At 69.8% G+C, this 14,569-nt stretch carries 10 protein-coding genes; 5 read left to right on the top strand and 5 right to left on the bottom strand.

What is annotated here, in order from left to right; genetic code table 11:
- Window positions 1-311: 311 nt before the first annotated feature.
- Window positions 312-2,699, bottom strand: a complete 2,388-nt coding sequence (locus AB0J39_RS31850; protein ID WP_363471552.1) for a family 43 glycosylhydrolase — start codon at window positions 2,697-2,699, stop codon at window positions 312-314.
- Window positions 2,700-2,907: 208 nt separating this feature from the next.
- Window positions 2,908-5,844 (bottom strand): family 43 glycosylhydrolase, encoded by a 2,937-nt coding sequence (locus AB0J39_RS31845; protein ID WP_363471550.1) that lies wholly within the window; start codon window positions 5,842-5,844, stop codon window positions 2,908-2,910.
- Between the two features lie 623 nt (window positions 5,845-6,467).
- Here AB0J39_RS31845 and AB0J39_RS31840 point away from each other — a divergent pair.
- Window positions 6,468-7,274, top strand: a complete 807-nt coding sequence (locus AB0J39_RS31840) for an SAM-dependent methyltransferase (RefSeq protein ID WP_363471548.1) — start codon at window positions 6,468-6,470, stop codon at window positions 7,272-7,274.
- Between the two features lie 120 nt (window positions 7,275-7,394).
- On the opposite strand, the gene AB0J39_RS31835 is transcribed toward AB0J39_RS31840, so the two are convergent.
- Window positions 7,395-7,739, bottom strand: a complete 345-nt coding sequence (locus tag AB0J39_RS31835; protein WP_363471546.1) for a hypothetical protein — start codon at window positions 7,737-7,739, stop codon at window positions 7,395-7,397.
- A 311-nt stretch (window positions 7,740-8,050) separates the two neighbouring features.
- On the opposite strand from AB0J39_RS31835, the gene AB0J39_RS31830 reads away from it, so the two are divergent.
- Both AB0J39_RS31830 and AB0J39_RS31825 read left to right on the top strand, forming a co-directional pair.
- Complete coding sequence (locus tag AB0J39_RS31830; protein ID WP_363471544.1) at window positions 8,051-10,309, top strand: tetratricopeptide repeat protein; 2,259 nt, start codon at window positions 8,051-8,053, stop codon at window positions 10,307-10,309.
- Window positions 10,310-10,606: 297 nt separating this feature from the next.
- Window positions 10,607-11,503 carry a LysR family transcriptional regulator gene (locus AB0J39_RS31825; RefSeq protein ID WP_363471542.1) on the top strand — a complete coding sequence of 299 codons (897 nt, stop codon included), beginning with the start codon at window positions 10,607-10,609 and terminating at the stop codon, window positions 11,501-11,503.
- Between the two features lie 127 nt (window positions 11,504-11,630).
- On the opposite strand, the gene AB0J39_RS31820 is transcribed toward AB0J39_RS31825, so the two are convergent.
- Together AB0J39_RS31820 and AB0J39_RS31815 are read right to left on the bottom strand one after the other, a co-directional pair.
- Window positions 11,631-12,401, bottom strand: coding sequence for an oxidoreductase (locus AB0J39_RS31820; RefSeq protein ID WP_363471540.1), 771 nt, complete (start codon window positions 12,399-12,401; stop codon window positions 11,631-11,633).
- Window positions 12,402-12,797: 396 nt separating this feature from the next.
- The gene (locus AB0J39_RS31815; RefSeq protein ID WP_363471539.1) at window positions 12,798-12,956 is read right to left on the bottom strand and encodes a hypothetical protein; all 159 of its coding nucleotides are present in this window, start codon (window positions 12,954-12,956) and stop codon (window positions 12,798-12,800) included.
- 99 nt (window positions 12,957-13,055) lie between these two features.
- Here AB0J39_RS31815 and AB0J39_RS31810 point away from each other — a divergent pair, with 99 nt between their 5' ends.
- Both AB0J39_RS31810 and AB0J39_RS31805 read left to right on the top strand, forming a co-directional pair.
- On the top strand, window positions 13,056-13,658 hold the full coding sequence (locus tag AB0J39_RS31810; RefSeq protein WP_363471537.1) for a DUF6461 domain-containing protein: 603 nt from the start codon (window positions 13,056-13,058) through the stop codon (window positions 13,656-13,658).
- Window positions 13,659-13,663: 5 nt separating this feature from the next.
- The gene (locus AB0J39_RS31805) at window positions 13,664-14,305 is read left to right on the top strand and encodes a response regulator transcription factor (RefSeq protein ID WP_169989169.1); all 642 of its coding nucleotides are present in this window, start codon (window positions 13,664-13,666) and stop codon (window positions 14,303-14,305) included.
- Window positions 14,306-14,569 lie beyond the last annotated feature (264 nt).

Below are 14,569 nucleotides of genomic sequence, written 5' to 3'. Positions count from 1 at the left end.
GGCGTGGTGGTGGGCTGGATGTTCACCGACACGTCGATGCCGCTGCCGGGCTCGTCGTCGGCCAGCGCGGGACCGGCCAGGCCGGCACCGGCGAGGGAGAGGCCGAGCACCGACGCGGCGAGCAGCTGCGTGGTCCTGGTGATTTTCATGTGATCATTCGCTCCATCTATGAGGGGCGGGGCCGGCCGGCTGGTCGGCCGGCCCCGGGTTGTGCTGCGTCGTGTCTGACGCTCCTGGGCGGTGTCCTCGTCGTGCGGACCGTGGTCACCGTCCGTGTGCGGTCAGCGGCAGCTGACCGCGGTGTGAGCGGCTCAGCGGCAGCTGGCCGCGGAGTAGGCCGCGTCGTAGGACGAGGTGACCTGCTTGCCGCCGATCGTCGCGGTGCCGGTCACGGTGACCTTGCCGGCGTCGATCTGGGCGGTCCGGGTGTTGAAGGACTGGTAGGCCTGCTTGCCCGGAGCCACGTCGGTCACGGTCTTCTTGCCGAACGGGGTGTTCAGCTCGATCGTGGCCGGCGCGTCGCCGTCGTTGACCGCCGTCACGGCGAGGTACACCGAGCTGCCGATGCAGCGCGGCGCGGCCGTGACGGTCAGCTTGACCTTCTGCTCCTGCGCGGTGGCGAAGGACCAGGAGTCGACCTCGAAGAGATCCGCGCCGCTGGGCCCGGCGTAGGTGAAGTACACGTCGTGCACACCCTTGACGCCGTCGAGGGCGGCGGTCAGCTTCGTCCACTCGCCGAGCGGCGCGTCGACGGGAATGGTCGCGACCACGGGCGAGTTACGGCCGTCGAGGCGAATCTCGATCTTGCCGCCGGCGGCGAGCGGGCGCACCTTCGCGGTGACGCCGACGGCGCCGCCCTCGCCGAAGTCGACCTTCGCGAGCGAGGTCCAGTCGCCGTTGTCGATGTCGTGCACCACGAGGTTCGGAGCCTGCGCGCCGAACTCCTCGGAGGCGCCGTCGACCTTCTTCGTCGCGATGCCCTGCTGCCACGCGATCGTCTCGGCCTCGATCACGCGGTACGGGTCGAGGTTGCGGATCTGGTCGACGCCCTTGTAGTCGCCCCTCACCTCCTTGATCGTGCCGTCCGGGTTGAAGTCGAGCTTGGCGAGGTGCGGGCTGCGGAAGCCCTGGGTGGCGCCGCCCGTGATGCGGCTGTTGAGCGTCTGGGCGTGGTAGGTGAAGTAGTACTGGTCACCGAGCTTGAACACCGACTGGTGGTTGTTGCCGCCGGCGCCGAAGTAGGTGCCCGGGTTGCGGAAGATGATCCCCTTGTACGTCTCGGGCGTCCAGGGGCCCATCGGGTTGTCGGCCATGAGGTAGGCGATCGCCCCGGTGGGCGGGCCGTTGGGGTCGACCGGGCCGCCGAACCCGAAGTTCGACGAGTACGAGTAGTAGTACTTGCCCTCGCGCTTGAACACGTGGCCGGCCTCGAAGACGAGCGGCGCGTCGATGACCTCCGCCGAGCCCTTCGTGCTGATCATGTCGTCGCCGAGCCTTATCACACGCGTGGACTTCGGGTGGTTGGTGTTCTCGGCGCTGCGCGACCCGTCGTCGCCGCCGCCACCGAAGTACAGGTAGGCCTGGCCGTCGTCGTCGATGAACACGCCCGGGTCGAACAGCCAGTTGATGCCGTTGGACGCGCCCGGCGTCGCGCTCGTGATGAGCAGGTTGCCGCGCTCGTCGCGCCAGGGGCCGATCGGCGAGTCGCCGACGATGACGCCCGAGCCGCCGCCGTTGTTGGCGAAGTAGAGGAAGAACTTCTCCTTGCCGTCGACGACCTTGCTCTCCATGGCGGGGGCCCACGAGTTGTTCGCGTAGCGGGCGATCCCGTTCGGGCCCGCGACGGGGATCTCGCCGTGGTCGACCCAGTTCACGAGGTCGTCGGACGAGATGACCGTGATCGTGTTGATGCTGGCATAGGTGTTGGTGGAGGAGACACCGGTGGGACCAGGCTTGTACTCCTGGGTGTCGTTGGTCATGTAGATGTACACGCGGCCGTCGTGGACGAAGGCGTTGCCGTCCGCGCCGAATTTGTGCGAGATGAGCGGGTTGCCCTCGCCGGGGTTCTTGCCGAGCGCTTCGATGGTCGTCGACGGCACGAACTCGGAGACGGACACGTCGTCGACCTTGAAGTCCATCAGGTGGGTGTTCGGGTCGCTCGCCGGGTTCGACGTCCAGGGCGTCTCGATGAAGAGCCTGGCGGTCGCGACGCTCTGGCTCGCGGGGATCGTGAACGTGCCCTGGATGAGCCCCCACTGCCCGCGCGCCACCGTCACCGTGCCGACGTTCGTGTACGTCGAGCCGCCGTAGTGCATGGTGGCGAAGAACTGCTTGGTCGCCGGGCTGTTGGCGTTCTCGTACTTGACCCGCGCCGTGATCGCGTACGTCTTGCCGGCCTGCACCTTGCCGGACAGGTCCTGCATCGGACCGGATCCGGTCGTCTTGCGCTGCGTGACGAGCACGGCGCTCGATCCGGCGTACGCGTCCGTCGTGGGCGACAGCGTCGCGCCGTCGGTCGTGTTCCCGTTGTTGACGAACCAGCTGGTGAGGCCGTCCTCGAATCCGCCGTTCACGATGATGTTCGGGCCGGCGGCCTGGACCGGTCCCGCCGTCGCGGCGACCGCCGCGGCCAGCAGGGCGCCGGCCACGGCCGCGGCGGCGACCCGTCGCCGGGCCGCCTTTCTAACGCGCTTGAACACGAAATATCCTCCTTGATTCCGGATTTCCGGACAGGCGGACGGCCCTGGGGCCGGCTCTCCTCGGGTGGGGATGGACAGCCGGCCTGGCGATCCGCGCGACGTGTCGGGGGGCCGGCTGGCAGGCCGGCCCCGGTTGTGCTGTGGCGGTGTCCTCGTGGTGGGGACCGTGGTCACCGCCGGCGTGGTCAGCGACCGCGGTGTAGGCCGCTCAGCGGCAGCCGGCCGCGGGGTAGGCGGCGTCGTAGGTCGAGGTGGCCTGCTTGCCGTCGATCGTCGCGGTGCCGGTCACGGTGACCTTGCCGGCGTCGATCTGGGCGGTCCGGGTGTTGAAGGACTGGTAGGCCTGCTTGCCCGGAGCCACGTCGGTCACGGTCTTCTTGCCGAACGGGGTGTTCAGCTCGATCGTGGCCGGCACGTCACCGTCGTTGACGGCGGTGACCGCCAGGTAGGCCGAGGCGCCGATGCAGCGGGTGGTGGCGGTGACGGTCAGCTGGACCTGCGGCGCGGCGGACTTGAGCGTGCCGAGCCTGGCCAGCTGGTAGCTGAGCGCGCGCTCCGGCGCGTCGATCTGGTTCTGGCTGCCGAACTGCCCGGCCCGCGCCGCCTTGGCGCCGGCGAGCGCGTCCCGCATCGCCGTCCAGGCCCCGGCCGGGTAGTCGCGCTCGTCGAGCGCTTCCGCGTACGCGATGGCCGCGTCGAGCGCGCTCGTGTCGAGCGGCTTGTTCTGCGCGGTCAGCGTGTCGCTGAGCGAGTAGTAGTCGAAGTCGACGTGCCCGCCCTTCTCCTTCGTCGCGTAGTCGAACAGGCCGACGCGGTGCCCCATGAAGTGCGAGAGGCTGCCGTCCAGCGTCTGCGGGCCGACGCGGTCGCCCAGCTTGGTCCACTGCAGCCCGTCCAGGCTGTAGTAGAACGTGGTCCACAGCTGACCGACAGGCGAGCTGAAGTCGAGGTCCGCCTTCACGTACACCTGGGTCGCGTCTCCCAGTGACACCGTCGTGCCCGGCACGAAGTTCTCGACCGCCGCCTGGTCGATGTCGACCGCGAACGGCTGTCCCCGGTTGACGACGCCGAGCGTGTTCCGGCCGTCGACGCGCTTGACCGCGACGTAGGAGAACCCGCGGTTGTAGGCGGCCAGGCCGGCGACGTCGCCGTTCTTCATGCCGGAGATGTCCATCCTGGTCTCGACGGACTGCCGCGGCCCGAACGTACGCTGCGACAGCGTGTTCCGCGCCTCCTCGAACCAGGTCAGCTCGTCCCGGCCGGAGAGCTTGCCGTAGACGTACTTGCCGGTGACCACCTTGCCGGTCGTCAGCCGCAGCCATCCCTCCCGGTCCGTGAGCGACCAGTAGCGGTTGTCGGGGGCGTGGTTCCACTCCCACACCGGGTCGAGGCGAGACCCGTTGGGGGCGATCTCCTCCTCGGCCGGGCTCTCGGTCGTCACCGGCTGCCCGACGACCGAGACGTCGTCGATCAGGTACTCCACGCTCGACGACGCCGGCTGCGGGTTGGCCCACGGCGTCTCCACCGCGAACTTGAAGTTGTCGACGTTCGCCGTCGCCGGGATCGTGTACTGGCCCGTGACCGTCGTCCACTGCCCGGCGGGGACGTTCCCCGACGCCATCGTCTGGACGCCCGCACCCCAGTCGGCCACCAGGTTGAACCGGATGCTGCTCGGGCCGGAGGTGTACTTGATCTTCGCCGACACGGTGTAGGTCACACCGCGCTGCACCTTCCCGTTCAGGTTCTGGTTCGGCCCGGATCCGTTGAGCGTGCGGTTGCTCACCTTCAGCGCCGCCGAGCCCGCGGCCGGGCCGGTCGTGTCGCGGCTGATCGTCGCACCGTACTGCGTGCCCCACGGCGAGACATCGGCGGACTCGAACCCGGGGTTCTGCAGCAGCTCGACGCCGATGAGCGAGTCGTCGTACTCGGGCGGCTGCGGGATCGTCCACTGCTCGTCCATGTACGGCCTGTGCGGGGCGTCGTTGGCGAAGTCGTCGGAGGCGACGATGCTCTTCTGCTGTTCGAACGTCTCCTCCGCCGGGCTCAGCGTGATCGGCTTGGGGAACGCGCCGCCCACGGGTACGACCCCGTTGGTGCCGAAGGTCGGCCAGCCGTCCTGCCATGTGGCGGGGATGAGCGCCGGAGTGCGCCCGATCGGGAAGTTGTCGCGGAAGAACATGCCGTACCAGTCGGTGCCGCCGTTCTCGCGCGAGATCGGCACGAGGCTGCCCTGGGCGAACCCGTTGGAGTTGAGCACCCCGCGCGCCTCGTAGGTGTTCGTGCCGTCCGCCGAGGTGTAGCGCCCGAGCAGGTCCTTGGACCGGAACATGACGACCTGGCGTCCCTGCCCGGACGGCCAGGTGATGATGACCACGTAGTAGTAGCCGTTGATGTGGAAGACCTGGGCGCCCTCGAACAGGCCGCCGATGAACGGCTTGCCGGCGTAGTCGCCCGCGGTGAAGATGTTCGGAAAGTCCCTGTCGATGCCCGACATATCGGACTTGAGGCGTACGGCGCTCGTGTTGCCCGAGCCGTAGAAGATGTACGCCGTGCCGTCGTCGTCGAAGAACAGCGAGGGGTCGTGCAGGCCGCGGCCGAGCGGCGTCCGCTTCCACTTCCCGTTCTCGACGTCGTCGGTGCTGTAGAGGTAGGCGCCGCCGAGGTTGTTGGTGTTGAAGACGGCGTAGAACTTGCCGTCGTGGTAGCGGAGGGACGACGCCCACTGGCCCTGGCCGTAGGAGTTCTGCCCGTTGCGCAGCGAGAACGCGTCTCCGATGTCCGCGCGGTCGAACACGTAGTTGACGATCTGCCAGTTGACGAGATCGTACGACTTCATGATCGGCGCGCCCGGGCTCAGGTGCATCGTCGTGCTGATCATGTAGTAGACGTCCCGGTGCTCCTTGTTCTCGGCGGCCGGGACGCGCTCCACGCTGATGTCGGGCACGTCGGCGTTGGTGATCGGCACGGTGTAGGTGCCGTCACCCTTGTCCGTCGAGGTGTACGACGGCTTCGGCGACCACGCCGTGGCGGCGCTCGCCACACCGCCGGCGGGAACGAGGGCGGCGCTGAGCAGCACGCCGACGGTCGCGAGCGGGACTGTCCTCGACCGCCGGGGGATCGCCGCATATCGGCGCTTTCTGGGCACGAAGACTCCTCTGATGGGCCTTGTCAGGCAATGCCTGACGGATGCGGGCGTGGATTACGAGGGAACGGTCGGCGAAGGCGAGTGGGCGGACTGCCGGTCCGCGGAGGAGGACTGTCCCGCAAGTGGCCGGCGTGATGGTCCTGGCGGAGGAGAAGCCGGAGCGCGTGGGCGCGGGAAGCCGATTCCTACCGGTGGCGCTGCGTGACGCTCATCTCCGCGGCGCGGACAACGCGGCCTTGAGGCGGGTGTTCATGAGGGAGGCGCGGTTCGTGCGAATGGGTCGGCGCGGAACGTTCCCGTCGAGGGGCGGAGGGTGAGCTGCGCACAGGGGGGCCGCTGTCATGAGTGGGGGGCTCCTCATGGTGTTAGCGCTAACATTTTTTGTGGGACTGCATCGGTGTTGTGTCGTGACCGTAGGCGGGACGATCCGCACTGTCAAGACTGTGAGATGTGCGCCGAGATCGGTAATGTTCTGTCCGTAAATCCGAAAAGTGCTGTGTGGCACGTCGGCGGGGCGAGAGCCCGTTCATGCCGGTTTGTGGTGTTCGATGACAATCTGGCGACATGCCCTCCCGATCGTGATCAAGGCCGTACCATCCTTGATGTACGACGAGGGGAGCGTTGTGGACGAGCGTAAGGCGCCGGCAGGGGTCGACCCCTTCACGCCCAGCGTCGCCCGGATGTACGACTACTACCTGGGCGGCAAGGACAACTTCGCGGCGGATCGCGAGGCCGCCGAGAAGATCATCGAGATCCTGCCCAACCTTCCCGACATCGCCCGGGAGAACCGCGAGTTCCTGATCCGGTCCGTCACCTATCTGTCGCGGCAGGGCATCCGGCAGTTCCTCGACGTCGGCGCGGGGCTGCCGACGCAGCGCAACGTCCACCAGGTCGCCCAGGAACTGGCCCCGGATTCCAAGGTCGTCTATGTCGACAACGACCCCATCGTCCTCGTTCACGCACGCGCCATCCTCGCCGAGAACGAGCGCGTGCTCGCCGTCGAGGCGGACATGCGCGATCCCGACGCGCTGCTGCGGCATCCGGAGATCCGCGAGCACATCGACTTCTCCCAGCCGCTCGCCGTCCTCCTGCTCGGCGTCCTGCACTTCGTGCCGGACGACGACGAGGCCATGAAGATCGTCACAGCGCTCCGGGACCCGCTCGTGCCGGGCGGCTACCTGGTCGTGTCGCACGGCTCACTCGGCGAGCTGAGCGAGGACCAGGAGGAGGAGGGCCGCAAGGTCTTCAGCCGGACCTCCGTCCCCGGCACCACCTCCCGGTCGTACGACCAGGTCCTCGCGTTCTTCGACGGCCTCGACCTGGTCGAGCCCGGCGTGGTGCCGCTGCACGAGTGGCGGCCCGACACCGACCACCCCTACGTACGGGAGGGCAAGGCCGGCGCGCTCGGCGGCGTGGCCCTCGTCCGCTGACGCCGCCCGGGCGCCGGGCCGCGTCGCCGACTCCCGGCATGTCCGTGCACGCACGCCGGGTGTCACACCCGGCGGGCGTGCGGTGGGCGACAGGCCCGGGGCTACCTGGGCCGCCGGGACTCAGCCGCGGTGGCGGAGGACGGGAACGACGTCGTCGTACGCCGTGTCGTCACCCGAGCGCCGGGCCTTGGTCGCCGCCGCCAGGCGAGCCCTGTCGGCGGCGCGGATGCCGCGCAGGAGCCTGCGATACCCCCTCCGGTCCCGGCAGAGGCCGCAGCAGCAGCACCGGACGCCGGTCCAGCGGAACTCCCAGAAACAGCGCGTACGAGAAGTGGCGAGATCCTCCGCGAGGGTGGCGGGCAGGTCACAGCCGGGCTCGGCCCCGTGGTCGTGGCAGGCCTGACGGTCAAGGACGCCGTGCCAGAGCCGGACGGTGTACGGCTTGGTCTTGTCGGTGCGGGACATGCGGTGCAACGCCTCCGTGTGCCGGTCGGCGCGCCATACCCGGGAACGGGTACGGCTGACGCCGTTGGACGGTGGCATCACGTGGTCGCCGCATGGACCGGTCCCTTTCGTCGCTCTCGCCGTACAGGATGCCGCAGCCGGCGCCGCTCCGCGAGCCCCCGGCGGCACGCGCCCGTCCCCTCACCTCGTGATGCTGCTGGGATAGCGAGACAGCGCCGCCCAAAGCTCATCGAACCCCGGCGAAACTCGGCATCCGGCCCCTAACATGATCGGACGAATTCGGACGTCACGGGGCTGGGGAAGGCGCTGGCATGGGATGGGGCCGGGGGTTGCGGCGGCGCTCGAAGAAGGAGGCGTCGGAGGAACTGGCCGAGCGGCACCGCAGGGCGGCCGAGCTGCAGGAGGAGGGGCGGCTGGAGGAGGCCGAGGCCGAGTTTCTGGCGGTGCTCGACGAGCGGCGGCGGGTGCTGGGCGAGGAGCACGAGGACACGCTGGAGAGCCGTAACGCCCTCGGGCTGCTGTGGTGGGAGATGGACCGGCCGGCGGAGGCCGAGGCGGAGCATCGGGCGGTGCTGGGGATTCGCCGCCGCGTGCTGGGCGAGGAGCACGAGGACACGCTCATCAGCCGGAACAACCTCGCGCTGGCGCTGCGCGATCTGGGACGGCTCGACGAGGCCGAGGCCGAGCACCGGGCCGAGCTGGCGATCTGCCTGCGGGTGCTGGGTGAGGAGCACGAGGACACGCTGATCAGCCGGGACAACCTCGCGACCGTGCTGCAACGGCTGGGGCGCTGGGACGAGGCCGAGGCCGAATACCGGATCGTGCTGGACGTCTACCGCCGCAACTCCGGCGAGGAGGACGCGGACACGCTGGCGTGCTGGCACGCCTTCGCGGTCAAACTGCAGGAGGAGGGCCGGTTCGCGGAGGCCGAGGCCGAGCTGCGGGCGGTGGTGGAGATCCGCCGCAGGGTGTGGGGCGGCAAGGACGAGGACACCCTCGCCGCCCGCTACGACCTCGCCGAGGTGCTCCGCGATCAGAAGCGGTACGCCGAAGCCGAGGCCGAGCACCGGAAGGTGCTGCGGAAGCGTCGCGAGGTGCTCGGCGAGGAGCACGAGGACACGCTGGTGAGCCGGCACGCGCTGGCCGGGGTGCTGAGCGACCAGGGCCGGTTCGCCGAGGCCGAGGCCGAGCACCGGGCGGAGCTGGCGGTCTGCCGCCGGGTGCTGGGTGAGGAGCACGAGGACACGCTGATCAGCCGGGACAGCCTGGCGGACGTGCTGGAGAAGATGGGGCGGTTCCGGGAGGCGGAGGCCGAGCACCGCGCCGTGCTGGAGATCCGCCGCCGGGTGCTGGGTGAGGAGCACGAGGACACGCTCAGCAGCCGGGACGGCCTGGCGGACATGTTGCGGGAGGCGGGACGGTTCGCCGAGGCCGAGGTCGAGCACCGGGCCGTGGCGGAAGCCCGCGGCCGGGTGCTGGGCGAGGAACATCCGGACACGTTGAGCAGCCGCAGCGGGGTGGCGCTGGCGTTGGAGGGGCTGGGGCGGTTCGCGGAGGCCGTGGCCGAGCATCGCGCGGTGCTCGGCATCCTGCGCAGGACGCTGGGGGAGGAGCACCCGGATACGCTGACGGTTCGCGGCAACCTGGCCGGCGCGCTGTGCGACCTTGGGCGGCTGGACGAGGCGGAGGCGGAGAGCCGGGCCGTGCTCGAGGTGCGGCGCAGGACGCTGGGCGAGGAGCATCCCGACACGCTGACCAGCCGGAACAACCTGAGCGGCGTGCTGTGGGACCTTGGCCGGTGGGAGGAGGCCGAGGCGGGGTTCCGGGCGGTGGTCGAGGTGCGGCGCAGGACGCTGGGTGACGAGCATCCGGACACGCTGAACGTCAGGGGCAACCTGGCGCTCGCCTGGTGGGGGCTCGACAGGTTCGAGGAGGCCGAGGCCGAGCAGCGGGCGGTGGTGGAGGCGCGGTGCCGGGTGCTCGGAGAGGAGCATCCGGACACGCTCACCAGCCGGCACAACCTGGCACTCGCCCTGCGGAGCCTCGGGCGGTTGCGGGACGCGGCGGCCGAGTACTACGCGGTCGTGGACGCCAAGCACCGCCTGCTCGGCGAGGAGCATCCTGCGACGTTGACCAGCCGGCACACCCTCGCTCTCGTCCTGCGCGACCTCGGGTGGTGGGAGCAGGCCGAGGCCGAGCACCGGGCCGCGTTGGAGGGGCGGCGCCGGGTTCTCGGTGAGGGGCACTGGCTCACGCTGCTGAACCGGCGCAATCGGGCACTCGTCCTGCGCGATCTACAGCGGTGGGACGAGGCCGAGTCCGAGACGCGGGAGGTGCTCCGGCTCCGCCGCGAGACGGTGGGCGAGGACCACGCGGACACGATCTCGGCGCACCGGGACCTGGCGAACCTCCTGGAGGACATGGGGCGGTGGGACGAGGCCGAGGCGGAGCACCGGGCGGTGCTGGAGGCCGAGCGGCGCGTGCTGGGCGAGGAGCACCCGTCCACGCAGGACCGCCGCCGTCATCTGGGCCTGCTGCGGCGTAGCGATGAGGCTTCCGAACGGGAGTGACAGCGGGACGGGCCCGGTGCTCCCATGGATGTCAGGCGGCGGTCTCCTTCGGCTCCACAGTGGGGCGGCGGGGTGCGCGGGGGACCGCGGGGCCGTATCCCAGCCGCAAATCATCTGGACGTGCCCGCGCCGGTGGTGAGGGTCGCTGCGCCGGTGCATTCGTAGAGCTCGCGGGTCCGCCAGGGCGCCGGCCCGGACGGCGACACGCGCAGGCCGGCCAGGAGCCGGGGTTCCTCCCTACGCTGTAACAAGAATTACAACAAGGAGACCAGGAGCCCCGCAGAAGGGATTGAGCCGATGAGCCTTCGTCAGTTCGAGTACGCCCTGGCCGTCGCCGAGCAGGGCTCGGTGACGGCGGCGGCGGAGCTGCTGCACGTCGCGCAGCCGTCGGTGTCCCAGCAGATCCGCAGCCTGGAGCGGGAACTCGGCGTGCAGCTGTTCGCCCGCACGCCGACCGGTCTGGTGCCCACCGTGGCCGGCCGGGCGTTCCTGCGTGAGGCGGAGGTCGCGGTGCGCGCGTCGCGGCGGGCGAAGGCGATGGCGCGGGCTCACACCGACGAGCTGACGGGGGAGCTCGTGGTCGCGGTGCAGATGGGCTTCGGCACACGGCAGCTCCCGGGCGCGCTGGGCGCGCTGCGCCGCCGCTTCCCACGGCTGGAGGTGACGGTCTTCGAGGAGCCGAGCTCGGCCGAGCTGGACCGGCTGTGCCGCCGGGGCATGCTGGACCTCGCCCTGATGGCGGCGTGCGAGCAGTCTCCCGAGGACGCCCACCACCTCGGGGACGAGGAGTTCGTCGTGGTGCTGGGCGCCGGGCACCGGCAGCTCGCCGCAGGCCGGGTCGATCTGCGCGAGCTGGAGGGGGAGCCGTGGGTGAGGTTCGACCGCGACAGCGCGCTCGACGCTGTGCTGCTGCACGTGCTCCGGGACAGCGGACTGGCCCCGACCACGGTCGCCCGCGTCTCCCAGACGGCGACGGCCGTGCGCTGGGCCGCCCACGGGCTGGGGGTGACGCTCGTCCCGGCCTCCGCGGTGCCCCAGGGGTACGAGCACCTTGTCCGCCCGGTGCTTCCTGCCGTGCCCCAGCCCGTCATCGCCGTGGTCCGGCCGAGCGCGGGCCCGGCGGAGACGGCCCTGCTCGAACTCCTGCGTAAGGAGACATGGCACGATTCCGCGCTCTTCTCAGCCGTGGCCTGACGGCCGGGCAGGAAGCGGGCGCCGCTGAGACTGTCCCGGAACCGGCGCGCCGTGCTCATCCATGCCAGGACTCTTTTTGTTTTTCTAATTCAGGGGTGGAGCCGGTGTTTTCGAAATGCCGTCCGCGTCAACCCCGGGGAAACTCGCCGCCGTCCACGACGAGACTGCTCCCGGTCAGGTAACTCGCCCGGTCGGACACGAGGAACAGCACCGCGTTGGCGATGTCGTCGGGCTGACCGTCGCGGCCCAGCGGCACGGCGGCGGAGCCGCCGTCCGGCGCCACCCCCAGGCGCGCCCACTGCTCCCGCGTCGCCTCGCCGCCGGGGGTGGCGACTCTGCCGGGAGTCACGGTGTTGACGCGGATGCCGAACGGGGCCAGCTCCGCGGCCAATCCCCGGCTGTAGTTCTCCAGCGCCGCCTTCGCCGCCGTGTAGTGCAGGAACGGCCCTATCGGGCGGGGAACCGCGGCCGAGGAGACGTGCACGATCACCCCGGACCGCTGTTCCCGCATCCCCGGTGTCAGCAGCGAGTCCAGCCGCACCGACGCCAGGAAGTTCAGGTCCAGGGCGTCCTGCCACTCCTCGTCGGGGATGGCGGAGCTTCCCTTGTGCGGTCGCGCCCCGCCCGCGTTGTGGACCAGGATGTCCACCCCGCCGAGCGCCTCGTGGGCAGCCGCGGCGAGCGCCTCCGCTCCGGCCCGTGTCCGTACGTCGGCCTGCACGAAAACGGCGCCCTCCGGCACCGTACTCGTCGCCGCCCTGGCGGTCGTGAGCACCTCGGCGCCCGCGTCCAGGAGTTGGCGCACGACGGCCGCTCCGATTCCGCGAGAACCACCCGTGACCAAGGCCCGCTTTCCCGCGAGTTCTCGCGTTTCCGATCCGTTCTCAATTGTGGTCATGCCACCGGTCCTCTCGATCGCGTGTCGGTACGCTCGGCAGAAAAAAATTCACATGCGCGGAGCGCGAATTATCCAATGAATCGCGGTGAGCGCCTCGCCGAGCTGTTTCACGGTACGTCCGGGAAAGAGCGGGAAGCAAAGACGAAATGGCAGCAGACGCCATAGGCGATGCCTATGGCCCCCCGCCCTACTGACAGAGAGGGCTGACGGTGATCGCTTCGCCGCTGCCTACTGCTCCTCGAACGGGACGTCGCTCCAGCGGAACCATGCGTCCTGTCCGCTGATGTGAAGGAGGAATTCCGCCACCGGCCGGCCGTCTGGGGCGATCAACTCCATCTGGTCGTTGATCCACGCATACACCGCTTCCCAGGCTTCCTAGTCACGCTCGTCCTCCGCCTAGCTGAGGGCGAGTTCTTCCACGAACAGCGGCTCCACAGCCGCGTACCCGGAACGTGCGACAAAGCGCCCCGACAACCAGGGGAAATCCCCTCCGTCCACCCGGATCTCGCCGAGGATCTCCCCGCCACGACGCAGCTGCCAGACCTGCTCGACCACGCCCGGACGATACCGTGCACCTTCGCGCACGCGGGGGCTGCCCGCTCGACAAGTGCCGGGGTGAGCCCTTCTGTCGGTGGCGGCGGGCAGTATGACGACATGATCACGCTGCCCCCCGACATCTCCTGGCTTCGCGGCGAATACAGCGAGGAGTGCTACGGCTTCATCTACGTCCGCGCCACACCCCAACAGGTGGTCGCCCGTCTCGGTGGTCGATGGGAGGACTTCACACCGGGCCCCCTCCCCGACGACCCGGATCGCTACCCGGGCCCTGGGGAGCCTCTGGGCGTCACCGCCCTTGGCGATTGGACGTTCGTCTTCGACCCCGACTGGCTCGGCACCCGTGAAGACGTGATCACTGGACTCTCCAAGGGCACGCGCCTCGTCTCCCAAGCCGCACTCGGCATCGAGGACACGGACTACTTCCACTGGTGCGAGGACGGCGAGATCAGATTCCGCTACGGCGGCGATGACGGATGGCTGATGGAGACCCCCGACGAACTCGTGGACGTGATGGCGGAGATCGACAGGCTCTACCCGTCGGCGCCCCGGCTCTACGAAGGGCCGGCTTTCCTGCTGGTGGAGCACCTGACCGGGATCAGGCTGACGGAGCAGCTGCTCAAGGGCTCCACGTTCATGTGGGGCGCCGTCCCGCACAGTGTCCCGGCCCGATGCGCCCGCCGATCGGAGGGCTTAGCGTAGGGGGCATGATTCGGGTGTTCCTGGTGGACGACCATGAGGTCGTACGGCGTGGCGTGGCGGCGTTGCTGGACGCCGAGGACGACATCGAGGTGGTGGGCGAGGCGGGGACGGCCGAGTCGGCGGTGGCCCGCATTCCCGCGCTGAAGCCGGATGTTGCGGTGCTCGACGTGCGCCTGCCCGACGGCGACGGGGTGGACGTCTGCCGTGAGGTCCGCTCCAAGGTGCCCGGCCTGGCCTGCCTGATGCTGACCTCCTACGCCGACGACGAGGCGTTGTTCAACGCGGTCATGGCCGGTGCGGCCGGATACGTGCTCAAGCAGATCCACGGCTCGGACCTGGTCGGGGCGGTGCGCACGGTGGCCGGAGGGCAGTCGCTGCTGGACCCGCAGACCACCGCCGCCATGCTGCACCGGCTGCGCGACCAGGCCACGAAGAAGGACCCGCTGGCCGCGCTGTCGGACCAGGAGCGGCAGATCCTGGAGCTGATCGGGGAGGGCCTGACCAACCGCCAGATCGGTGAGCGGATGTTCCTGGCGGAGAAGACGGTCAAGAACTACGTGTCCAACCTGCTGAGCAAGCTCGACATGCAGCGCCGCACCCAGGCCGCCGCGCTCGCCGCCCGGCTCAAGGCCGGTCGCCAGGACTGACCGGCGAGCACCGTAGGCAGCACGCGGGCGGACATCAACGCGGATGTGCCGGTGCCCGCCCCCAGGGGGCTGGGGGTGGGCGCCGGAGTTCGCGGGGGTTACTTGAGGATCGGGAGGCGGCGGACGAGGGTGGTGTTGGTCCAGGTCGTGCCGAGTCCGAGGGTGGTGTCGGCGCGGGCGAGGGTCAGTCCGATCAGGACGATGGCGTAGATGATGTGGTCGTCCATGAAGGGGTTGGTGGTCAGGGGGAGTTCGGCGGCCCAC

Source organism: Microbispora sp. NPDC049633, from assembly GCF_040675265.1.
Lineage (GTDB): Bacteria > Actinomycetota > Actinomycetes > Streptosporangiales > Streptosporangiaceae > Microbispora > Microbispora maris.
The sequence above is the reverse complement of the archived record's forward strand: the minus strand, read 5'-3'. Positions and strand labels throughout refer to the sequence as shown.